Source organism: Reichenbachiella sp. (genome assembly GCF_039969095.1).
GTDB lineage: Bacteria > Bacteroidota > Bacteroidia > Cytophagales > Cyclobacteriaceae > Reichenbachiella.
The window spans coordinates 1-25,942 of record NZ_JBDVOL010000013.1 but is presented as its reverse complement, the minus strand read 5'-3'; the positions used below and the strand labels follow the sequence as shown (position 1 = coordinate 25,942).

Sequence of the window (25,942 nt, the reverse complement as noted above, 5' to 3'; positions counted from 1 at the left end):
ATGATTCCATCGAATTTGATACTCAAGTTCAGTTTAGGCCTCATGGGATGGTTGCTGTCTTCCTTATGCTTGGCACAAACAAACATGGTCAATAAGGATGTAGAAATATTTATTCCTGAAGGAGCTAAAATGTTTATTTCTGGCAGTTATACAGATAATTCTACTTCGGAAATCGAAAGGTTAACTATTGGTGGAGAGTTAGAAATACAAGGAGACTTCGTAAACAATGCGACTAGTTCTAATGCCACAATCTCTGATAAGGATTTTGTGATGGGTAAAATAAAATTTACTGGAAGCGAGCTTCAAACAATTAAAGGGAACGATGGTGTTAAGTTTAGAGTACTTGAAATTGATAAACCAACTAATGACTTAGTAATAGAAAATAAAAATTTCATTAAGGATACCCTTATGCTAACGTCTGGCGATTTGAAATTGAATGGAGGTAAGCTATGCTTATTAGAAGAAACAAATACCACTTCAGGAGTTGTTTCTTACTCATCCATAAAAAAAGGAAACACAAAAGTTTCAACCAGTAATGGAGGGTTTCTTCAAGTAGAAAAATCCATTCAAAATGCTGGAGATAATCCAGCCGACATCATGGGAATTGGGCTAGGGATAAATGTAGTTGACGGACAATTCGAGGATATTTTGGTAAGGCGGACGCATGGAGAATTGACGAATGTCGGCAATGGCTATGCGGCATTAAGAAACTACTCATTAGTCTGTGGAGAGCAAGTAGATATTGATGGTATTTATTTCCAACATACAGATGAAGAGTTGGATCCTATGGGTACAGATGAATTAGCTATTTACATGTCAAAAGACAGTTTGCAATCCTGGCAAAGATTAGGTGGAACCAAAGTAGGTGACACATTTATTTATTCAGGAGATATTGCCTTGGAAGCGGGTATTAATTATGGTTTCGCTATTGCTTCAAAAACTTGCGACACGACGCCGAAGATCGGATATACAGCTTCAGCATCTAATGATTACGAAGATTTCACCAGAGATATCAACAATTACAACTTTGACATTTGTGAAGGAGAATTGTTGGAAATTGAACCGTATGATTCCTTAGGTACAACTCTATATTATGCTGAGTTCACCTATCCTGATGACAATGTGGTATCTCAATTTCAAATTGAGATTTCAGAAGAAAATATAGGTGACTTTGAAGTGCTTGCTAGAAGTACAGCAGGTTGTGAGTCAAATTCACATTTTATTTTAAACTCAAAACCTTCCCCAGTCAAGGTAATCAATGCTTCACCTACCACCACTATTTGCTTTGGACAAGAAGTAGAATACTCACATCCTGGGACAAATGATGAAGGAGGAACGATGTCTAGCCCATCCTACGTTTGGGATTTCGGTGATGCAGGAGTAACATCCGATGGCGATCCTGATCAAGCCGTACGTCATTGGACTTATGATGTCTACGGACATAAAAGAATTGCTGTTAAGGTGACTTCAGAGCATCAATGCACGAGTTCAGACACAGTGAGTTATGCGATAGCTCCAATTCCTGAGTTCGATTTTACTTTTGCCGATGTTTGTAGAGAAGAAACGGCACAATTTGATGTAGTGATCGCTGATACCATTACAGTAAATAACGATGAAAGCTTTGGAACTCGACGATCATTTATTTGGACCTATGGAGATGGTAAAAAGGATACAACCAAGAATTTATTTAATGCGCCTGTATCTTTTGATCACTTGTATACGGGGATAGATGGAATCTTGCCGGTCAAGCTCGAAATGGTGTTCGAAACTAGTGGCTGCAGGGACTCTGTTTCCCATGATATATTTATCAAGCCAAAGCCAGTGGCTGTTTTTGAGCCTCAATTCAAGAATATTTATGATGATGATGTCTGCGTTGGTGAAATCGTTACTTTCAATAACACAACCTACATCTCCGATGCTTCTGATTTATCTTATGTTTGGAATTTCGATGACGCTGAAAATTCTTTTGAACAAACACCTCTTCATCAATATGCTGGCAAGGGAGATTATGATGTCAATCTTTTTGTAACCTCAGATGTGCATGGATGTACTGATGAAATCACTCATACTGTCACAGTTTTTCCTGATCCCATAGGTGGTTTCACCATCGATGAGACAGATATTTGTTTAGATGAAGTCGCAAAGTTTACCAATGAAACCTCCATTCTAGATTCCGATCCTAACCTTACTTATTTATGGGATTTTGGTGATGGGTCCACTTCTACAGAATTCGAACCTGAGTATTTGTATACTGTACCTGGCATTTATCAAGTAGATCTCACCCGTACTTCCAAGAACGGTTGTCAAAACAAAATCACAAGAACACACAATATTCACCCCGAGCCAGTAGCTGATTTTGTAATTGTCAATGCTTGTGTAGACGATCCTGCTTTATTTGTCAGTAATTCATCTATTCTATATGATGAAATATCATTGTATGAATGGACTTTTCATGATGGAACTGATGAAGGGGATGAAGTGTCGCACATCTATACTGATGATACCGAACGTGATGTGACGCTATATATAGAGTCTTCATTTGGGTGTGATGCTACCATTACTCAAACTATTTCACCAGCTAAGCGACCCACTTTTAACATGTCACCCATAGTAACTTGTGAATCAGAGTTTGTAATTGACCCTGAAGATGGCACGGATAAATACCTGCCAGTGGGAAGTTCATTTGAATGGACAAATAGCGATGGATTGATTTTATCCAATTCACAAACTGTTCTTGTCGATCAAGGTGGATTATATAGTGTAAATATTTTGGGACCTGCTCCGCTACAATGTCAAAATGAAGAAGTGGTAAGCATTTTTGTCTTTGACCCTATAGATCTGGGTGATGATATTACCTTTTGCAAAGAAGGAAATTTGGAAGCTGAGCTCACTCATCCTATGGCTTCTAGTAGTAGTATTTCTGAAACTTACGCTTGGTTCCATAATGAGGGGGAGTTAATGGACGAGACTGACCAGACATTGTTTGTAGATGAGGCTGGAACCTATCGCATGGAGGTTGAATATACAGTTTCTGGAGTTGGCTCTTGCGAAGTTACCGATGAGGTAATTGTACAAATCGATCCAGAGTTTGTCGTAACCGTGAGTGATGAGCAATTGTGTGCGGGTGAGACTATGGATTTAGATGCGGGAGTAATTGGTGCTGATTACCAATGGTATGATTTATCAGATGGATCAAATATCGGAACGAATCAAACAGTTGAAATAAGTGAATCGGGAAGGTATCGGGTAGAAGTGACTAAGTCTTCTTGTTTTGCAGCAGCAGAGTCCATGGTTAACTTTTATAAACCTGCGGTAGTTGATTTTTATAGGCCTGAAATTGGAATTTGTGTCGGCGAAGATATTCTTTTTAGCAATTATTCATTTGTAACAGAACCAGCGAGTAGCATCGCAGCGTACGAATGGGATTTCGGGGACGGAAGCCCAATTTCAAATGAGCAACATCCTACGAAGTCGTATGATTCAGAAGGGACTTATACAGTTTCTTTATCTGTACTTACTTCAGAGGGGTGTTCCTATAGCCAAGCTTATGATTTGGAAATTGATGCATTTCCAGTTCCTGACTTTACGGTTGCTGACGCCTGTGTTGGTGAAAGTATTGATCTGCTAGCACCAGCAATCACTGGTGCTTCCTATTCATGGAATTATGGAAACGGATTGACAGGTACAGGTGTCAGTTCTAGCATAGCATATACCACTTCAGGTGATTTCGATATTGAGTTGGTTATTACTAATTCTAGTGGCTGCGAAGCATCCGTCTCTAAGTCAGTTCATATCAACGAACTTCCAAAAATAGAACTCTCTGAAAGTTTAATAACGTGTGGAGATCAGATGGATTTGGATGCGAAAAATGTAGGATCGACCTACGAATGGAAAAACGACCTTGACGAGGTAATATCTACCAATCAAACGATTAGTATATCCGAAGAGGGCGATTATACCTTGTCGATTTATTCATCAACTGGATGTGCATCAGAAAAAAACTTCTCGGTTAGCTTGAATTCTCCTGTTGCTGTCGATCTGGGTAGTGATCGGTTGGTGTGTGGTTCAGAAACGATTGATGCTGGTTTTTTTGCAGGGGCAACCTATGCCTGGTCAACCGGTGAATCTACTCAGCAAATAGAGGTGACTTCTTCTGGAACTTATAGTGTTCAGATTATAGATGGAAATGGCTGTCCGGGGTCAGGAAGTGTTGTCCTTGATTTTGAAGAATTACCTGTTTTGAACTTAGGTGCTGATATCGTCCAATGCCAAGGGTCACCCGCTGTACTTGATGCACTTAATTTTGGTTCAACCTATCTCTGGTCTACTGGAGAAACTACAAAAACTATTGAAGTGAATGCCACGGGTACCTATTCAGTAGAAGTGGAGAATGTAGCTGGATGTAAAATAATTGAAGAGATAAATATAGAAATCAATGACGTTCCAACTATTGATTTTACATACGAAGGTGATTGTAGAGGTGATTTGGGAGAGTTTACAAACCTATCTAGTATTGACTCAGGAGAAGATGTTTCTTATTCTTGGTCTTTTGGAGATGGAACTCATGCTATTCAAACCAATCCTAAAAAAGTATTTGGTACTGCTAAGTCATACTCGGTGAAGTTGACCGGCACCTCAGACCATGGATGTACGAATAGCCAAACTCAAAGTGTAATTATAAACCCATTACCTAGTACTAATTTTACTATATCTGACGGCTGTGAAGGAGAGTCACTTGAAGTTGAAAATAAATCAACAATCAGCGATGCAAGTGATTTATCCTATTATTGGTCTTTTGGAGATGGAAGTTCTTCTATGGAAGAAGACCCAGCACATTCCATAGCTGAGTCTGGATCTTACACAGTACAGCTTACAGCCATTTCTGAAGAAGGATGCCAGGCAAGTATCGGTAAGTCTTTGGAAATAAACGAATCTCCAGTCCTCGATTTTGGAGACGATATCTATACCTGTAATACTTCGATCTTGCTTGATGCAGAAAATGATGGAAGTACCTACCGATGGTCAAACAACACAACCAATCAGACTTTGACCGTAGAAAATGAAGGACTATATACGGTGGCTGTAACTCATTCATCTGGATGTAAACTAGAAGAGCAGATTTATGTGTCATTTAGAAATGGTGAACAACCTGATCTGGGAGATGAAATGGAAGCTTGTGGGCAAGTAGTACTAGACCCTAATATCACCGGTGTTTATTATGATTGGAGCACGGGGGAAAATACCGAAACCATTACTGTGGATGATTCAGGCTCTTACGGACTGACTACGATAAGTACTGATTTGTGTATCAATTCAGACGTTGTAGAAGTTCAAATAAATGAAGTCCCAGAAATAGATTTGGGGGGTGAAATAGTCGATTGTAATGGTGAAATAATTACACTGGACGCTACGCATGATCAAGCAGTCGACTATTTATGGTCTACAGGTGTTACAGAACCATCCATCCAAGTAGTCGAGGCTGGCTTATATTCGGTTGAATTAATAACAGATTTAGGATGTGCATTTTTAGAAGAGGTCGAAATTTTATTTGATCCTATTCCAGAAATTGATTTGGAAGATCAGGTGGCTGCTTGTGATGAAGTGGTACTAGACGCCGGAAAAGATGGTGACAATTACGACTGGTCAACAGGTTCTACTGAACGGTCTATCGATGTTTCTAGTTCAGGGACTTACTCTGTTTTGGTTAGCAACGGTTTTGGTTGCACCAATTATCAAGAAGTTGACGTGACTATCAATGAAAGCCCGGAAATTGACCTGGGACTTGATCAGACTATTTGTTATGGCGAAACATTGACTCTAAATACGGGCGATGAATTAAACGATCATGTTTGGTCAGATTTTTCTATAGCTAATCAATTGGAAATTGGAGCTGCGGGGCTGTATAGTGTTACCGTTACAAATGAAGATGGATGTTCCACAAGTGATGAAATCCAAATTGAGATATCTGAAAAGATTAGTTTGGGCATTGGCGAAGATAGAATTGCTTGTTCCGACTCAGACTTTGTGCTTGATGCTGGGCTTGAATCTATGATTTATGAATGGTATTCAGACCAAGGTTTCTTGGCAGACACCAAAGAATTAACCGCGGATGGCTTTGGTAGTTATTGGGTAAAAGTGAGCGATCAATTTGGGTGTTCAGAAAGTGATACCATCAAAATAATAGAAACAGATAAAAGAATTAAAGCTGGGTTTTTATCCTCTTCAATTGGTGACAGAGGAGACACCATTCAGTTTGCACAACTGTCAGAACCAGATCCAACTGCGTTCTACTGGGACTTTGGAGATGGAGCAATAAGTAATCTTGAAAACCCTCAACATCAATACCTAAGGGAAGGAGAATTTTCAGTGATGTTTGTGGCTTCCAATGAAGTTTGCACTGATACCTTGTCGAAAGATTTGACCATACGATTCGCCAAAACAATTCCTGATGAAGAAATAGCATTGGCCAAGTACACTGATTTTATTAAGGCTAGCGTGTTTCCAAACCCTATTGATGCATTTACAGAATTTGATATTGAGTTAACCAGTCCATCCGATATCACTATTGGGATTTTCGATATCCTCGGAGTTTTACAATACAATACAGTTGTTCACTCTTCGGACGAGAGTATAGTTTTTAATCTCTCTGATTATCCAAGTGGAGTCTATTTTATGAGAGCATCGGTGGGCAAAAAAACCAAACTGATAAGATTAATTAAGAAATGATATTAAGCTTCATCCAAAGGTTTTTATTGGCATCTGTTGCGATATTTCTACTATTGGCTAACGCCTTTGGTAGGCAGCAAATCAATGGTAGAACTTGTAAAACAATTCCTGCAATTGAATCAAAAACAACATTTAGAATAGAAGAAGACTCGGAATCCATTTATGTAATTCCAGTAGTATTTCATGTGGTGTATCATACAGATCTCCAGAACATAAGTGACCAACAAATATGGAGTCAGCTTTCAGTTTTGAACAATGATTTTAGGAGATACAATGCGGATGCATCGAATACAGATGAGGAATTTAAACCATTAGCAACTGATGCTAAACTAACTTTCGTTTTGGCAGATGTCGATCCGGGCAATAGACCTACTGATGGTATTACTCGGACAAAAACAGAGTCGACGGTTTTTTCAAATAATGACTTGCATGATAGTTCTGCAGGAGGGGTGGATGGCTGGGATCCTACCAAATACCTCAATATTTGGATTGCACCTTTGGCTCCTGGACTTTTAGGTTATGCCTCTTCAGTGGGTGTATCATCTCAATTCGATGGAATAGCAATCCACTATGAAAATGTTGGAGAGGAAGGCACGGCTAAAGAACCTTACCATCTCGGAAGAACGCTTACCCATGAGATGGGACATTATTTGGGAATGTCTCATTTGTGGGGGAATGGGGGATGCGAGTCTGATGATGGTATTGTGGATACACCCTTACAAGACAAGGCATTAGCAGGTTGTGATGTGGATCAAAGCTCTTGTGATTCTAAAGATATGGTTCAAAACTTCATGAATTTGGCTGATGATGATTGCTTAAATTTTTTCACAATAGGTCAAGTTCGAGTAATGAGAAGTATGCTCACTCAGTATAAACCACAATTGTTTAGAAAAGCAACAGTCTTGAATGTGAAAAATGAACTTTCAGGACTTGGAAAAATTCGATTCTACCAGAAAGGTCAAGGTGTCAATGAGATTTACTTGGAAAATATTACAAGTACAGGGGAACTCATATTGGTAAATAGCGCGGGTCGAATACTTTTTAGCAGGACAGTCAATCAACCAGAGTTGCCAATACTGGCTGATGGACAATGGTCGGTAGGCTTGTACATCGCCTACTATCAAACCCAATATCAAGTGTATGCTACAAAATTTATACTCAAAGAATAAGAAATGCGATTGAAGCGAACAGGGAAAAGAATGCTGAAAACAATCTTTATGATAGGGTTGTTTGCAACCGTATATCAGCACTTATCAGCAAAAGGGAATGAAGGAGACGCTTTTGTGGCTACTGCTGGTTTTACCGCGACCACGGTATGTGAGGGGGAAGAGACCATATTCACAAATACTTCTTCTACTTCAGCAGGGTCAATAGTTACCTACCAATGGGATTTTAAAGACGGGAATGGATCTGTATTGTCCGACCCTCGACATGTTTTTGCCTATTCAGGAACTTTCAATGTGACCTTAACTGTGCAAGACGACGATGGCGATTTTGATGTTTTTTCAACAAACGTAATAGTTCACCCAAAACCAGATGTTGGGTTCAACATAACCTCAGCTGATCAATGTGAAAGTACAGCTATCAATTTCACGAATACTTCTTCCATTCCTGCACCAGGAGTGATTGATAACTATGCTTGGGACTTTGGTGATGGCAATTCCGCAACTACCACTGATGCTTCAAATACTTATGCAAGTCCTGGTACTTACACGGTTTCATTGACTGCTACGAGTTTGGATTTGTGTGTAACGGTCTATGAAGAGGAAGTAACAATTCACCCAGAAGCAGTCGTAGACTTTGATTTTGACCATGTATGCGAAGAAAATGAATCTGTTTTTACTAACAATTCTCAAATAGCAAGTGGAAGCATGAGTTATGAATGGACCTTCGATGATGGCTCCTCTTCTACCCAAATCAACCCAACACACCTTTATGCCACTTATGGTGATTATGATGTGTTATTGCAAGTCACTTCCGATAAGGGGTGTGAAACTCAAGCCAATCAAACTGTTTCAGTTCATCCTAAAGTTACGCCTGGTTTCACGGTAGACGATGTGTGTTTTGGTGAGTCCATGGATTTTACGAATACATCGAATGTAGATGTTGGCACACTCACTTATGTCTGGGATTTTGGTGATGGAAGTGCAACATCAACTTTACAAGACCCTTCGCACGATTACGACAGCCCAGGTACCTATCTTGTTGTGCTGACGGTGACTTCAAATAACAACTGTGTTGCAACCTATTCTGAAAATGTAAATGTGAACCCTTTACCAGTGGTGAATTTTTCATTCACTGAAACCTGTGATGGTACAAATGTGGCATTCACTAACCTATCAACTATTTCTGCTGGAAGCATGACTTATGAATGGGATTTTGGTGATGGAGGTAGTTCAACAGATACTAACCCTACTCATCTCTATGCATTGGCAAATACTTACTTGGTAAGACTGACGGTAACTTCAGGATTTAATTGCGAATCAATTCTAGAGCAATCAGTAGTAGTAGACCCTACTTCGGTAGGCGGAACAGTTGCAGATGTGTCTGCTCTGTGTGAAGATGATGACACGCCAGGTTCACTCAATTTGAGTGGACATACTGGAGATGTGATAAGATGGGAAAGCTCATTGAAAGATGCGACGCCATGGTCTTCTATATCTAATACGACCACTTCATTGGATTTTGAGGACCTACCTGAAAGTACCTATTATCGAGCGGTTGTCAAAAGTGGAGCATGCGGCGAGGTGTTTTCAGCTTCTGTTTTTGTACAAATAGATGAATTATCTGAAGGCGGTTCACTCTCAGGTTCAGCTGATGCATGTTTCAATAATAATAATGGAACACTTGAGCTGACTGGCAATAACGGGAGCATACTGGAATGGCAATCTTCTACAGTCGATGCTACTTCTGGATTTGGCTCAATAGCCAATACCGCGAATAGTTTGGATTACACCGATCTGACAGCTACTACCTACTATCGAGCCGTTGTGAAAAATGGAGCATGCAGCCAAACTTATTCTTCTGTGGCTACCATTACTTCTATTCCTGAAACAGAAACTGGACTGTTAAGTGGAGCGACCACGGTTTGTAAATCTGATAATAGCGGGAGTTTGTCAATTTCAGGAAATGTGGGTGAGGTACAATATTGGGAGTCTTCATTAAATGGTCTTGAACCTTGGTCTACTATTAACAATGAAACAACAACCCTTGAATACGAAGATTTATTGACAACTACCTACTATCGAGCTGTTGTGAAAAGTGGCGTTTGCGATGCGGAAGTTGGAAACCTAGTACAGGTGGAAGTCGATGAAAACACCGTGGCTGGGGAAATCTCTGGACCAACTGATTTATGTATCGATCAGGCGGATGGTACACTGGAGCTTACTGGTGCCATAGGGAGTGTGAATAAGTGGCAGTTTGGAAACGACCTAGATGGCTGGACTGATATTACTAATACAACTACTTCAGAAACCTTTTCGGATCTAACTGAAACCACAGAATACAAAGTTTTTGTGCAGAATGGTGTTTGTTTGGAAAAGGAGACTCCTGCTTATGTAGTGAATATTCATCCATTGCCTGTGGTGTCTTTTACAAATACAGAAGTATGTCATGAGATTACAACTGAATTAACCAATACTTCTACAATTTCTTCTGGATCTTTGGAAGATGCATTCTGGGATTTTGGTGACGGTTCTTCATCCGACGATTACGACCCTGATTTTACTTTTCCTGATGACGGTTCTTTTCAGGTCGAACTCACAATGACCAGCGACATAGGATGTGAAAATTCAGCTAATCAATCCGTAACAGTTCATCCAAATCCAACCGCTGATTTTAGTTTCGAAGAGGTCTGTTTTGGTAGTGAATCAGAGTTTACAGATGTGTCCACAATAGCTTCAGGTAGTGTCGATGCTTATGCATGGGATTTTGGAGATGGCGCTTCGGCTACGGATGCCGATCCTGATTATGTGTATTCAGATTTTGGCGAATACGAGGTAGTTCTGGTAGTCACTTCAGATCAAAATTGTTCGGATGAAATCAGTCAGTTGGTAACTATTTATGAAATGCCTGTGGCGACGTTCGATGCGGAAGATCACTGCGAGGAAGAAACTTTGGCTTTTGATAACAATAGCTCAATCAGCGATGGAGGCATTTTTTACACCTGGAATTTTGGAGATGGCTATCAGTCCACAGATAGTAACCCATCGCACACATATGCAAGCGATGGAGATTATATCGTGAGTTTGACTGTAGAATCCACAGACGGGAGCTGTGTGGCTGAAGATATTCAAACCATCACTGTACACAACAAGCCGGTAGCGGGATTCAATGTAGAGAATGTTTGTTTAGGTGAAGATGTGGAATTTGAGGATACGTCTGATAATGGAGGCGGTTTACTCTCATATGCCTGGGATTTTGGAGATGGAAATAGCTCCACAGTCACTGACCCGAATCATAATTATTCTGCCATTGAATCCTATGACGTTACGCTTGAAATTAGCACAGATGAAGGGTGTACTGATACTTTTACGGACAACGTGATTGTGAATCCAGTGCCAAGTACCAACTTTTCAGCCGAAAATGTGTGTGAGAATATTGAAGTTTCTTTTACAAATCTTACCACCATTTCTTCCAGCGAGATCAATTATTCATGGGACTTTGGAGATGGTACCAACAGCACAGATATTAACCCTAGACATCTATACGATCGCAAAGGAGTTTTTACCGTGTCCTTGTCTGCTAGTACTTATCATGGATGCGAACAAGCCTATTCAACAGATATAGAAGTGAACCCAAAACCAGTTGCAGATTTTGAAGTCGAAGATGTCTGTGATGGTTATCCAAGTGCTTTTGAAAATTTGTCTTCTATTAGCCCTACAAGAGGGTTGACTTATGCCTGGGACTTTGGCGATGGCTCAAATTCAAATATGGCCACGCCTGTGAAACAATATTTGAATGATGGAGAATATACAGTTGAGCTCAATGTTACTTCCGAAGATGGATGTACCGATCAAGTCACTAAACAAGTGACGGTTTATGAGTTTCCTATGGCTGATTTTTCTGTGACCAATGCTTGCTTTGAAAATGAAGTCACTTTTGATAACCAATCTTCATCTGGTGGGTCATTGACTCATACCTGGGAATTTGGAGACGGCAATTCTTCCGTATCGATCAGCCCAAGGCATAACTATAGCTTACCTGGAAATTACGATGTCAAACTAATAGTTTCTACTATCAATGGATGTAAGGATTCTGTGTCGCAGAAAGCTACAGTATACCATTTACCTGAAGCATTTGCTGGAAATGATACCACGGTCAGCCTTGGATATGCGGTTCAGTTGCAAGGGAGTGGAGGCAACTTCTACGAATGGACACCACATGAGTCATTGGACAACCCGAATATTTACAATCCTTTTGCTAGTCCGGCCATCACCACCATTTATGAACTAACAGTATCCAACGAATACGGCTGCATCGATACGGATGAAATTCAGGTAGAAGTATTAGAGGATTATAAAATAGTTCCAACCAATGTATTAACCCCAGATGGCAATGGAATGAACGATTCCTGGACGATTGAAAATGTAGAAACCTTTGGTTCAGTGAATGTGGTGGTATTCGATAGATGGGGAAAATTAGTGTATGAAAAGAAAGGCTATCAAAATGATTGGCAAGGTACTGCGGGCGCTGATATTCTGCCTGATGGCACTTATTATTACATCATCACTTTTGATGAATCAGATCAGGCCTATAAAGGAGCTATTACCATAATTAGAAATAGATAAGTGATGAGAGCGATATTAATTCTATTGGTTGTTTTTGGATTGGGATGGTCTGCACAAGCTCAGCAGACCCCATTGTTTAGTCAGTATTATGTAAATCCATATTTGTTAAATCCAGCATTTGCAGGAAGCGATATTCAGGCTAGAGCATTTCTTACTTATAGAAAACAGTGGACGGGAATCCCAGGTGCCCCTGAGACACAAGCTTTTTCTATTGATGGAGCATTGAATAATGAAAATATGGGGCTAGGAATCATTTTATTCAATGACATCACCAATATATTGGGAAGACTCAATTTGATGGGGAGCTATTCATATAAAATTGACCTTTCGGAGCAGCAACATCTGACACTTGGAGCATCTCTTGGTGTGCTTCAGAATCGAATCTATTTTGATCGAATCAATTCGGATAGTCCAGATGACCCAACACTCCTCAATGATGTTGATAATAAAAGTGTGTTGGATGGAAATATTGGGATTAAGTATGGCTACAATAAACTTCTATTTGGGTTTGCAGTTACACAGCTATTTCAAAATGAAATTAACCATGAGAATGCAGCAGATTTTAAAACCCTGGATTTTAGTTTGATAAGGCATTATACGACCACAATTCAATATGATTTTGACTTGGGCAGAAGTTTCACACTTACGCCCATAGTTTTAATGCGAGTGGCTCAAGGGTTGTCTCCACAATTCGATATATCTGCAAACATCAATTATCAGAGCAAATTATGGGCTGGGGTTGCCTACCGTACGCAAATAGGCACCAATTTTTCCATGGGCTTTGCGATTGATGATAAATTCATCGTAGGTTATTCTTATGAAGTTCCGACGAAGAAGATCAGAGAACTTGGAAAAGGATCTCATGAATTTACCATTGGCTTGCGTCTGAATAAAATAGGCGGTGGCAAATCTACTGCAGCGCAAGAGACCAACTTTTCACCTATTTATACTTCGGATCATCATCTGGCCAATCAAGAAAAATACGATGCACTTGAACAAAAGAACCGTCAGCTTAAAGAAGAAGTTGAGGAGCAGAGTAAAGAATTGGCACTGGTGAGAAGTATGATGCAGGAGCATAGAAAGGAGTTAGAGCAGTTGATTAAAAGTTCAGCTGTTGACTTAGAAAGTAATGAGACATTTGATCCTGATCATGAATACTATTTAGTGATAGGTGCTACCAGGGATTTTCAAGAAGCAAAGACATTTCAGCGTATGATCAAGAGAGAAACTGATACGGAATCCAGAATAACTCAAAATGCAAAGAAAACATGGTATCTGATCTATTCCGGAACACTACATAGTCCAGAAGAAGCCCAAAATAAGATTAAAGCCTTAAATGAAAATAAAGTTCACGATTACATAGTAGGTACTCCTTGGGTGTATCAATCTCAAGACTAAATACCAGCCAGCTTTTGACCCGTATAAAAAATATAGCGTTCATTATAACCACCTCTTGGATAATCCTGGGATCACTTCATGAAGTATCCTTTGCTCAGGATATTGAGCAGGTGATTCAGGAGAAACCAGTCAAAGTCAGTGGTGGATTCAATGCGAACAGTACGCTATACCATGTTTCTGGGATAGAAAATAGACGAGATCCATTTTTCTGGATGCTGAGTGCCAATATCAATTTTGATATCTATGGAGTCCTGAGTATTCCATTTTCGTTTACAATCAGTCAGCAAAACAAGAATTTTGCGCAGCCACAACCTTTTAATCAATTTGGGCTAAGCCCAAAATACAAGGCAGTTACTCTGCATTTAGGATACAGAAGTATGAACTTCTCAGATTATACCTTGGCGGGAAATTTATTTTTAGGAGCTGGTGTAGAAGTCGAGCCTAAGGATTCATTCTGGAGAGTAAGTACGATGTATGGTCAATTTGCTAAACCAGTAGCGAAGTCGGCTCAGGAAGGGCTCGTGTTTGCAGAGCCCACGTTCAGAAGGAAAGGTTTTGGGGTAAAACTTGGATTGGGTAGAGAAAAACACAATGTGGATTTGATCATGTTTCGAGCAAAAGATGACGAGCATTCCATAGAGATTACCGACGAAGTAGATGTAACGCCAGAAGAAAATTTAGTTCTAGGTTTTAATACTAACCACAAAATAGGTCGTCGCATATCATTCCAATTGGAATATGCTTACAGCATGTACACAAGAGATACCAGATTGGAATCCGAGACCATTGACGATTTTACATTTGTCAACAATTTGGGTTCATTATTCACACCTAATCTGTCGTCGGATTATAACGCAGCGGTTAAATCCAAAATTCAATACAATGCCAATAACTATCAGCTCAATTTGAGCTATAGAAAAATTGACCCTGGGTTTCAAACCATGGGTTCCTCTTTTCTCAACAATGATTTAAGGGATATCTCAGGCGGGATAGCCTGGGGAATGTTTAAGCAAAGAATAAATATTGCACTCAATGCTGGCGTACAAAAAAACAATCTGGATAATCAATTAACGGCTGATGTAGCGCGAGTCATCTTTTCCAGCAATGTAAACTACGCTGCCAGTGAAAAGTTTAATGTCAATGTCAATTATTCCAATTTCAATTCCAGCACGAAACAATCACAATTGCAAGCAGACATTTTGGTCGATTCCTTAGAATTTTTCCAATTGACCCGAAGTGGTACTGTCAACCTGACTTATCAAACCAATAAGGAAATTGGCCTCAACCACAGTTTGTTTCTATCCACTACACTTCAGGATGCTTCAGATAGCGAAAATACTTCATCTACATTCTTCAATGTGACAGCTGGGCATCAGATGAGGATCGGCCAAGGATGGTCTGTGGGATTATCATATACCTACAACAAAAGCCAATCCCTGGAAATTAGCAATGTAACAACAGGCCCGATTTTTACATTGGGCAGATCATTTTTTAGTGATCGGGTGAGAAGTACCTGGTCGGCAAGTTTGCTCAATACCTACTTAGAAGGAAATCTTGAAAGCTTAGTGTCCAATGTTCGCTGGGTCAATTCGTGTAGAATAGGGAAAAAGCACAATGTTTCAATTAATGTGTATTACCTCAATAAAAATTTGAAAGCAGAAGATGCTACTGTGATTAATGAAATCAGAGGTGGAATCAATTATAGTTATAGGTTATAATCATGAAGAGAAAAACCAATCTAAATCTACAAAATCAAATGGAAACCACTTCTTCAAGTAGAAATTCCTGCATCAAAAAATTGATGGTCATGAGTTTTGGCTTGTTTTGTCTGTTGACGGCATTTGTAAGTCATGGACAGGTGCTCAGATACCCTGCAGATGTGACCCCAATATTAGGGACACCTTATTCCTTGTTTTTGAGTGATTATACTGAGCCAGGCAATAACCATCTGACGGCAACAGTACTTTTTAATGATTTTAATGAACCTCAATGGGATTTTCGATTCAGGCTGACTATCGAAAGCAATGACATTCGGCTTACTACTTCCCCTTACTTTATTCCAGCCGCGCCGATCACTGTCACTCCCGGTACCCCAGTTCAAGTATCCAGCGAAGATTGGGCACCATACTTCGACTACAACAATCTTGTGATAGAGGGTCAATCTCGAAATGAATTGATTCGATCAGGTAAAATCCCAGAAGGCTTTTATTCATTCTGTTTAGAGGTTTTAGATTATCAAACTGGAGATGTGCTGTCTAGAAAATCTTGTACTTCTGCTTGGTTGCAGCTCAATGAAACCGCACGAATTATAAGTCCACAATGTGGGAAATTCATCGACCCCAAGAATGTTCAAATTCCTATTCAATGGCAATTGTTTAATACCCAGTCGCCTAACGCTACAATGGGTACTACCCATCAACTCACAATTTGGGAAATGCTCGATGGTACTGCTGATCCACTTTCAGTGGTAGCCAACGGGCAGGCATTACAGATTTTTCAGTCCGAACCACAATCATCAACGACTTACATCTATGGCCCAGCCGACCCTATGCTGGAAATAGGGAAGCATTATGTCTATCGAATTCAGTCTTTTGATCCTGAAGGAAAAGACACTTTTAAAAATGATGGGTATAGCGAGTTCTGTCATTTTTATTATGGATGGCCAGATGGAGGTCATATAGACCTCATTTTTCCTAAAGAAGAAGGTGGGTTTCGAAGGCGAGAAGTGCCTATGGTCGAATGGTCGAGTGTAGATAACATGATCCCAGGTCAATGGGTGAGTTACCGGATCGAAATCGGGGAAATGGACGATACTGTTACCCCAGATGAAGATATTCATTTTGATCAACTCTGGTATGAGAGAGAAATATTGCCTTCAAGCAAAACTTATGATAGAAAAGCTAATATCACCCAGCAACCTGAAATTACAAAAAAGTACATCTGGCGGGTCATAGCCTATACGGATGATCAAGAAATTGGAAGGAGTGACGCAGGTGTTTTTTATGGCCCTCCGCTGGTCGAACGATTTTATGCTGGTGGTCACAAGGTATGGGTAGACGCAATATCCAATGCTGATCTCGACAGCTTATGCGGATATGGACGCATCCGGTTTTCTCCGGGATCTGATAGCTGGGTAGATGTGCGATTCAAAGGAATTAAACTCAAAGACAATGGCGGCTATTTCGTCCTTGATGAAGGTGAGTTTTTCCACGATTTGGAACAGCCATTAGTAACGGAGCTTGCTCCGGAAGTAGAAAGCAACCAGGAAGCCTATTTTAATCTCGAGAGATATCGTGTGGATAAGACTGGGATTTCAGCTTATGGAGATGTGACATGGGACTTGCCATTTGCTACTACAGCTAACGAAAAGGCAGTAGTCACTACTGAAAAAGAGTGGGTGAATTACAATGAATTTAAAGTAAACGGTGCGCTTGGTCTTAAAGAAGAAAATACCTATGAACTGCTTGACCCCTACAAATTCACCCTAGACTTATTCACTTCTTCTGAAATCTATGTCAACAGCAATGACTATCGTTTTGTATTCAATGGTCATGTGGTTTTGCCAGATAATGTGATGGGCACACAGGATAACAAACCTGTGACTATGCCATTTTTCCGAGAAGAGCAGATCTTCTATATGGAAAATGAAGACCCTCAGATTTATAATCATATATCCGTACTCAATCAAGCTCGTATGGATTTGAGGACCTCATTTTTAACCATTGATTTATCGGAAACAGCTTCACCTGACCGTTTTGATAGTCAAAAGGATTGGAAAGGGGTTTATTTCAATGATTTTGAATTGCGCTACAATTCGAATGTGGATGCTTCTGGTCAAGTGATCTTGGATGCCACATTGAGCAAACACTATTCACTTGAAGCGAATGGATATAAAAAGGCATGGGTCACAAGTGGCGGTTTGAATTTTAAAATTCAGGAGAAATTTGTGGAAAATGACAAAGGAAAATTCAATACTTTCCCATCCCAACTCAATGAAATACTTCTGAATATTGAAAATAGTAGAGTCACTGGTGAGTCATGGATTACGGGCGAAATGATGATTCCTGTGGTAAGTGTGGATGACCCTTTCACTTTTACCATACCTATTTCCAATCTGGGTTTCAGAAGTGGCTACTTAGACGATTTGGATGAAACTGCTTTTACCTTCAATGAAGGGGCTGGAGAGCAAGAGCTTCATATTGTCATCAATAGAGCAGTCTTTGCCGACAACAACCGCCTAAATATGACCATCGATATAGATTGGCCTGCTTTAGGTGTTCAAATGAACTCGTTGATTGGGTTTAAAGCTTGGGGTGATTATAGCATTGGATTCAATACCAAAAATGGATCACTTCCACTGACCAATCGACTCAATGCCAATATGAGTGGGTATCCAGTCATCTTGCATACCGTTGGCGCTGGTAGTGGTGAAGGCTATTATTCCTTTGCGAGCACGCTAGATGTTCAGCTTGGAAATGATGTGGCAGGTGGTGCAGGCGCCCCCCAGGTAAATGTGTATAGCCTGAAGGCTAATGCCTATCTTCCTAAAGATCAGGTGGTTTCTGGCGAAAGCATCATTCCCGAAGAAACACCAGAAGAACAGATAGCCAATGCAGTAGCCGAATTTGAAGCTGCAGAAGCCAGTTTGCAGAGCAAGCTGCTAGAAGGCAAAGAAGGTGCTGTTGCTAGTGCAGAAAATTTGAAAAAGAGCTTATTGGCTGGTGGGAATGCACAGGCCTTTGATGTTACAGAAATTTACGCTGGCCCTGGTTTCGATCCGGGTGAGGCGCAGATGAATCGTAGCGGTGGGTTATTTGACAAACTTTCGCCAGACCAACAAGAGCAATTCAATGAGTTAGTCACTGGTGTAGTGGCGATTATCGCTCAACCCATTACCCAGAAGATAGAATCCGAAGTAGGAAAAATCAGAGATGAAGTCACTGGCAAAATTGATGGAGTAGAGCAAAATGCCATTGAAGAGATGGAGTCAAAAATCGACGCCATTATCAAGACTGTAGCTGATGAGCTGATATCTAAACTACAAAATGATAAGATTGATGTGGTTGGACCGATCACTGAGATTGCTACGTACTCCGCAAATTCAATCAAAAAAGAAATCACTGATTCCTTCCACAAATCAGTACAAGACAACATCACACTACCCATAGTTACCCTTCTCGATGATGGAGTGACAGGAAGAGTCAACAATCTGATCATTGAACAAGGCTCTGAAATAGTCTATACGATGTTCGAAGGAGGCGATATGGATCTGGGAGCATTGGCAAGCGGTGCAGGCTCAGGAATGACCGATGTGGTCACCGACATAGGCAAAGATGCGCTCAACATGGTGAGCCCGGACAAACTATCCTCTACTGTGCAGGCCTTAGCGACAGATTTTGTGAGCAACATAGATCCGGGTGCAGTTGCTCATGATATTGCCTCTCACATTGATGAACTGATAAAAAATGCGATCAAAGATGCGGTCAATGATAAGGCCAATGAGATTGCATCTAAGTATGCCAATGAAGTCTTGAATGTTGGCTTGGGTGATTCTCAAATCCCAATAGATTTTGTGGACATCGGAGGCAAACTGGCTTCTGGAAATGCCAAAGATATTTTTGCTACTGACCCAGTTCGAGTATTGCTCAACACCCCAGTGGTCACGTTGGATGGCTATATCAATTATACACCTGACGACGTCATGTTCGGCGATGTTTGGTCTGGCGATGTGGTGATGAAGGTGAAAGTGCCTAAACCATTCGAGCTACAAGCTTTGTATTTCAATGGTAAAAAAGGTGATATTAACTATTGGTTCTGCCAAATTGATCCTGTGGGCGGTGGCAGCGAAGCTCGACAACCAGGTGACGTCCTAGGTAAAGAACCTAAAGAATTAAGCAAGCCGGTCAATTTGGGAATTGTGCAGTTGGTAGGACTGACGGGTAGGCTATATCATCACATGAGCGAGCAACCTTCTGGGGTCATTGTGCCAGATGCTGGAATGAAATATGGCGCTTATCTCAATATGGTCATGTTCGACCAGGGTGGAGGTAGTACCATGCGATTGCAACTAGCCGGCGAGATCAACTCTAAAACCAACGGAGACTATACCGTATCCCTGGAGGGTAACGCCCAAATGCTCGCCAAAAACAACTCCGTATTGGAAGGAGATAAATCTGCTGCTATCCAAGGGATAGTTCATATCAGTTACAATTCTGCGGAGGAACATTTCTTAGGGTATGCACGAGTAGACTTGAAGAATGAGGCAGTTTGTGCGAGTGGAAATCTGACGGTAGATGTGAAGCCAGGGCAATGGCGGGTGGCTTTAGGAAATCGTAATGACCGACTCATTTTCGTGCCTGGCTGTGTGGGTTGGTCGCCTACAGGCTGGTTGGATGTCAATCAAAATATTGCGGAGCTTGGGCTGGGAGTGTCTTACTCGATTGAGGCTAAAAGCCCAACGGTCAACCTTTGGGTGGTCAAGTTTAATGTCGAAGCTTCAGCTGGAGTTGCTTTTGGGGTAGTGGCCGCCGTGCAGTACAAACCCAATTTTGCCATTGCCAAGGCAGGCGTTTGGGTAGACCTATGGGCCACACTGGATGTCAACTACCAAACCAAAAAACTCATCGGCTATAGTGGTTGGAAGAGATTTACGCTGGTCGACATTTTTGTGCGGGGTGATTTGGCCATGATATTCATACCATCGCCTACCAGACTGGAAGGCAATGTCAGAGGCCATGTCAAGGTCTTGTGTTTCAAGAAAAATTTCAATTCAAGTTTAAGTATGAGCTTATAATTCGTGATGATGAGAAAACCATTCAACCAAAAAATCATTTCAATATTGCTCTTCCTCCTGCTGGGGTTGACTCCTTGGACTTCACAGGGACAAGACGGAACGGCATCCGACGAGCAAACAGAAGAGCAGATGAAAGGTGTTGTCGAAGCCTTCTTAGACTGGGCAGCTATTTCTTTTGCTACCTATACGGGTCAGCATGAAGCAGAAATGGGAAGCATTTTTGCCAAAGCCAAAGACGGGTTGGAAAAATATCCAGAGCTTCAGGAATTGATTAATGACAATACCAATGGCCAAGGTGGCATGCTGGCCGAAGGGGTAAATGCACTGACGACTAAGACGGGAGTGAAGGTGTACTTCCTGCCCGAAATAGCTAATCCAGACAATAAGTTTTATATCAATTCATTCAATGGTTTTTTGGCTGAAGGGTCGGCCAACCTTATTCCTCCATACATCTTGGTGAAGATGGATGTCAGTGGAAACAACGAAAGTGGGTATGCCGTGTCCTGTACGGTAGAGACATCAGACGATGTGAAATCCAAAAAGTACAACCTCAAAACGATGGATGCTGACAATCCATTTTTTGCTTTGAATACTACAGTACCAGAGCGGAAAAATATGGCGTCGCATATGAAGTTGTCCTTATACAATGGCGTAGGCGCGCTACACGATGAAATGGACGGCAGTCTGCGTGAGGACTTGTCAATTCTACATGCGGGCACACTCTATCGCACAGGGGAAGAACTGGAAGTGGCTTATGACAAAGACAAACCCACTGTTCTTCAGGTGGAAGATAAAGACGGTCAGGCCCCAAACAAAAGTGTGACTTGGAGTCTGGATCCATCCGATGCAGAATTTGAGACTAGTGGTCATCAGCTAACGCTCGCCCCACAAGCCGGCCAGTGGAAAGTAACGGCTAGCGCCGGAAACAAAAACACCCATATCTTCCTCAAGTCTGTAGATTTCAATTTGGATTGGAAAGACATTGTTAAAACATTGCTGTATGAAGCCTTGCAGACCAAGCTCGATCAGACCAAAGCCAAAATCGATTCGTTGGAAGCTGCCAGTCCAGGCTATGATTCCGAGCTTCAAAGTCAATTGCAGAAAATAGAAGCGGCAAACTATCCGCTTGAGACTAACAGCAACCCACTTTTTAGTGCTTATGAGCAACCACAAGTATTAACAGGTGAGGATACAGTCAAATTTTATGGTAATCCCGTACGAGCCGAGGGCTTTGAAAAATTAAGAAAATTCAAGGGGCATCTGGTCGATGTTTTACAACAAGTCAATATGGCTGCCTTTATTGACATCTTGGTGGAAGATCCCAAAAGGTTTGAGACATTGCTCAATAATATGGGCGATAATATCTCCTCATTGGTAATTGAATTGGTGGCTTCAGGACTCAATAGAACAGAGAGAGATCAGAAAATCAAAGATGTAATTTTTAATTATCTCAATACGCATTTGGTACAATTGGCAGATGCTGAGTTTGCATCAAAACATGAGAGCTACGAACTATCCGCTGCGGCAAGGCCAGAACCAAACAATCAAAAGCCAACATTAAAAAATGAAAACTATTACATCAATCCTCTGGTACATTTCAAAGGAAAAGAGGAATTCGAAGCGGAATTGAGTACCAATCTTGCTGCCATGGATGATCCTCCATTTGTAGTGATCAACTATAGCCAAGACTTGAGTTCGGAAGGTTATCTAAACCGAGCCAAAGCAGGCAAGCCAAAAGGCATAGGAGATAGACCATACAAGGTCTATACGTTGGTTAATATTCCGGGGAGTGTGATGATGGATGTTTTTAGTGAGGATGGGAGTACTCCAAGTGATGCTCTTAATTCCAGTGTGCCTTCCAAAGATATCTTCAGTTATATCCAGGCAAAGGCAAAAGAGTTGAACATGAGTAATGAAGATGTACTTGCTATATTACATTGTAAGGCCTGTCAGGAAAATAATAGTCTTACAGAGATAGAAACTACAACTCATAAAAGTGTAGAATTCGGGACTTTTAATGCTACTGCATTTACAATCAATGCTCCTAGCTTAAAATGTATCAGCATATTTTACGATCAAAAAACATCCAATCTTAATCTTACTATGAGAGAGTCATCTGGTGGGTCTAGGCCAGAGGATGAGGCAGGTCTGAAAATTACCTTTGTAGATGAGAGTGAATGGAGATGTACAAATGAACTAGAAACACTTGATTCACTACTAAACTGTCAATGGCAGAATTCAGACTTGTCTATTAAATATATAGATCAACTTTATCAAGAAGTGCTAAATTGTTTAGAGCAACAAATTAATCCTTTAGACTTTAAGACAGATTTTAGTTTTTCTTATGCCCAGAATGAAAATTTCGAAGATGTAGTCAAAGAAGTTAACAATAAGCTAAAAAATGAGTTTTTCTCTGATGTGAAAATTGCAGTTAATCTCACAAACAATCTCGGATATTCTGGGACACTCAGCACAGAAGGTTTGACGAACATTGATCAGGCAGAATTGAATTTAAAGATTCATATTGATGAGTCTAAAGGAAGAGCTTATTTAAACATTGAAGCTTCTGAAAGTTTTCTTTCCGAGTTTGTTGAATTGAGAAAGCAAGATGCTTTGGCGCGAGGAATAGATGTTAATGTTGAAGAGTTGAGAAGGCAGGTTATAGAAGATTTGGAATCTGTAGCAACACACGACATGTTTAGCTCCTTTAGTCAAGCTCTAAAATCTATTTTCAGTCAAAAAATTGGAGCCTTTGTGGAAGTGGTTCAAACTACACAAAAAGCGAGTAAGACCGTTTGGAAAGATGGTCAAATGTCACAAGCTCACTGGTGGAGCAAAGCAAATGATAGACCCGGCTGGCCAGAGTATGCAAAAATGGATCCACTTGCGGCTGGTCCAGTAGATGGGATTATTGATGAAGTAGTAGGAATTCCTATGGCTATCAGATCAATGTATGGAATTATGACCGACAATGAACAACGCCAAGCCTTTAAACAAGTCTTTACGGCAGAAGGAATGAGTGCCTTGGTTGATGGCGTAAGTAAAGAATTGAATGAAACCTTAAATGATGATGAGAAACTGAAACATGCTGGAGGAAAAACAGTGGTCTCTGTGGCATCTATGTTTATTACAGGAGGTATTTCTAAGACAGGCAAGGGAATGAGCCGTCTTCAGGAAATGATAGAAAGTTTGTCAGAGTTAAAGGAATTCAAAAGGCTTACTGCTTTTCTAGAAGATTCTAAAAAGTTGGATCGATTTGATAAGCCAGCATTTGAGATCTTGAAGAAACAATTTGATGAGGTATTTGATAAATTTCCAACAAACAGAGAACATTTAGATAAAATAATTGGCTTCACGGGTCGAAATGTATTCAGAACTAAATGGCTTCCAATGATTCATCGATTCAAAGATGTCCCTGGTATGGATAAAGTACTCAAGGAGCTTGGCGAACAATGGACCAAAAATGTAGGGCATAAGTTTGTGTTAGAATTCAGTGATCAGATGCTTAGTTCTGGAAATATCAAGAAAATTTTAAAGTTTGAGGCATCTGATTTTGATGGGGGAAAGCGTATTTACGATATTGTGTTCGAAAATAAATTTGGAAAACCTATTAGAGCCGAATTAAAAAATTGGAGAAAGTTTAATGCGTCAAATTTTAAAGGGCAATTTCTCAAGGATCTAGGTAAGATGGAAGAACTAGGCGAGTTGAAATGGTTCTTTAAGAAATCTGATGGAATTGATGCAGATAATCTGAAAGATCAAGTGCTCGCTGCACTTAAAAAAGGAGAAAATCCAATTCAAGAGCTTGATAACATACCACTTGAGCAGGTTAAAAAACTTTTAGGTGACGATTTTGGGTTATTAAATCAAGCAAATAAATCTAAAAAACTACTTCAAGGATTAGAAAATGATACTATCTTCAAATCTATTTTTGAAGTTATTTAAAAAGTATGTCCGTTCAATTTCGTATAATTAATCAGATACCTGAAGTTATTCATCACTATCAGATATTTGACGATAAGCTATTTCTGCTTAAAGGATCTATCAATGAAAGTTATTTAAGTTTTACTCCAATTGATAAAGGAGATGAGATTTCTTTCAAGGACTTCAGTGCATATGATTTTATAATGGCAGAGAAGCACATAATATTTACTACTATTCACGGGGATAAATCTTATGCTGTAGATCGATTCTCTGGAGACGTTGAACAATTGCCTTATGTGTTGCACATTAAAGGTCATCAGCATGCAGGAGAGTATTTATGTTATGGAGAGTACAATGAAAATGAGTACTTTTTGAAGATTTCTTTAAAAACTCTATCTCTACAGAATAAATATCCAATTGATATTGGTTTTGGTAATGTTAAGTACTGGAAGGGAGGTGTCTTTATCTCTACAAAGGGTAGAAATGGAGTTGTTGGATGTTTTGATATGAATAGCAATGACATCTGGCAAATCCATCTCTCTGATATGTGCGCTTACGGAGATGACGAAGAAACCATTAAAGCGGAGCTTTCCAACATTTATACAGACAGCCAAAATATTTATGCGCTGGCTGGTTTGTCAGTGGTTTGTATTGCCGTTGATTCAGGTGAGATACAATGGCATGCGAAGTTAGACACTGCACAAAGTAGAGGCTTGGTTCATAGTGGATTTATTTATACTACATCAGGCGGATATCTCAATAAAATAAACTGCAAAAGTGGTGAGATCATCTATCAAGTGAGTTTCGATTATATTATGAAATCTGGCCGTCAGGATATTGGCCCCATTAGTCAATTAGTATGGTATGATGATGGTCTTTGGACCATCATGGATGCGAATCCATCCTACTTGATTAAATTTAACCCTTCCGATGGGTCGTATCAGGAGGTTATTGCTCTTCCAGAATTGGGTATAACATCAGACTGTCATATGCCAAAATTCCACAATGACCGCATGTATATTCTTGATCATAATAACACGCTTCATATTTTCGAACAAGTGTAAACCCGCTCGGTCGCAATTGCATTGCGACTGAAACCTTCTTTAGCATTTGAAATGCGAGTTTTCTATCTTTATCATCTATGGCCAACCGCTACAAGATAAGAGACCATACCCACTGGCGCGCTTTTGTAAAGCGTGCTGATTTCCAAAAGTATTTGTAATACACATACGCAGCTTCTATCTTGTATTCATGTCCGAAAAATATAAAGCGAATCTCTTTGGAGAGCTATATTTCATTACAATCACGGTGG

8 protein-coding genes are annotated in these 25,942 nt (G+C 40.3%); all 8 read left to right on the top strand.

Going from position 1 to position 25,942, the window contains the following annotated elements:
* The 8 genes from ABJH98_RS12560 to ABJH98_RS12525 are packed head-to-tail and all read left to right on the top strand — an operon-like array spanning position 1 to position 25,694.
* Positions 1-6,726 carry a PKD domain-containing protein gene (locus ABJH98_RS12560; protein ID WP_348308040.1) on the top strand — a complete coding sequence of 2,242 codons (6,726 nt, stop codon included), beginning with the start codon at positions 1-3 and terminating at the stop codon, positions 6,724-6,726.
* A complete protein-coding gene (locus tag ABJH98_RS12555; protein WP_348308039.1) occupies positions 6,723-7,895 on the top strand; it encodes a zinc metalloprotease in 1,173 nt (390 codons plus the stop codon). Before ABJH98_RS12560 ends, ABJH98_RS12555 begins: the two co-directional genes overlap by 4 nt.
* Before the next feature lie 30 nt (positions 7,896-7,925).
* The gene (locus ABJH98_RS12550; protein ID WP_348308038.1) at positions 7,926-12,515 is read left to right on the top strand and encodes a PKD domain-containing protein; all 4,590 of its coding nucleotides are present in this window, start codon (positions 7,926-7,928) and stop codon (positions 12,513-12,515) included.
* A 3-nt stretch (positions 12,516-12,518) separates the two neighbouring features.
* Positions 12,519-13,913, top strand: a complete 1,395-nt coding sequence (locus ABJH98_RS12545; protein ID WP_348308037.1) for a PorP/SprF family type IX secretion system membrane protein — start codon at positions 12,519-12,521, stop codon at positions 13,911-13,913.
* Positions 13,914-13,927: 14 nt separating this feature from the next.
* Complete coding sequence (locus tag ABJH98_RS12540; protein WP_348308036.1) at positions 13,928-15,631, top strand: hypothetical protein; 1,704 nt, start codon at positions 13,928-13,930, stop codon at positions 15,629-15,631.
* A gap of 2 nt (positions 15,632-15,633) precedes the next feature.
* Positions 15,634-20,706 carry a hypothetical protein gene (locus ABJH98_RS12535; protein WP_348308035.1) on the top strand — a complete coding sequence of 1,691 codons (5,073 nt, stop codon included), beginning with the start codon at positions 15,634-15,636 and terminating at the stop codon, positions 20,704-20,706.
* A 9-nt stretch (positions 20,707-20,715) separates the two neighbouring features.
* On the top strand, positions 20,716-24,651 hold the full coding sequence (locus tag ABJH98_RS12530) for a hypothetical protein (protein WP_348308034.1): 3,936 nt from the start codon (positions 20,716-20,718) through the stop codon (positions 24,649-24,651).
* Between the two features lie 5 nt (positions 24,652-24,656).
* A complete protein-coding gene (locus ABJH98_RS12525) occupies positions 24,657-25,694 on the top strand; it encodes a hypothetical protein (protein WP_348308033.1) in 1,038 nt (345 codons plus the stop codon).
* Positions 25,695-25,942: the final 248 nt, after the last annotated feature.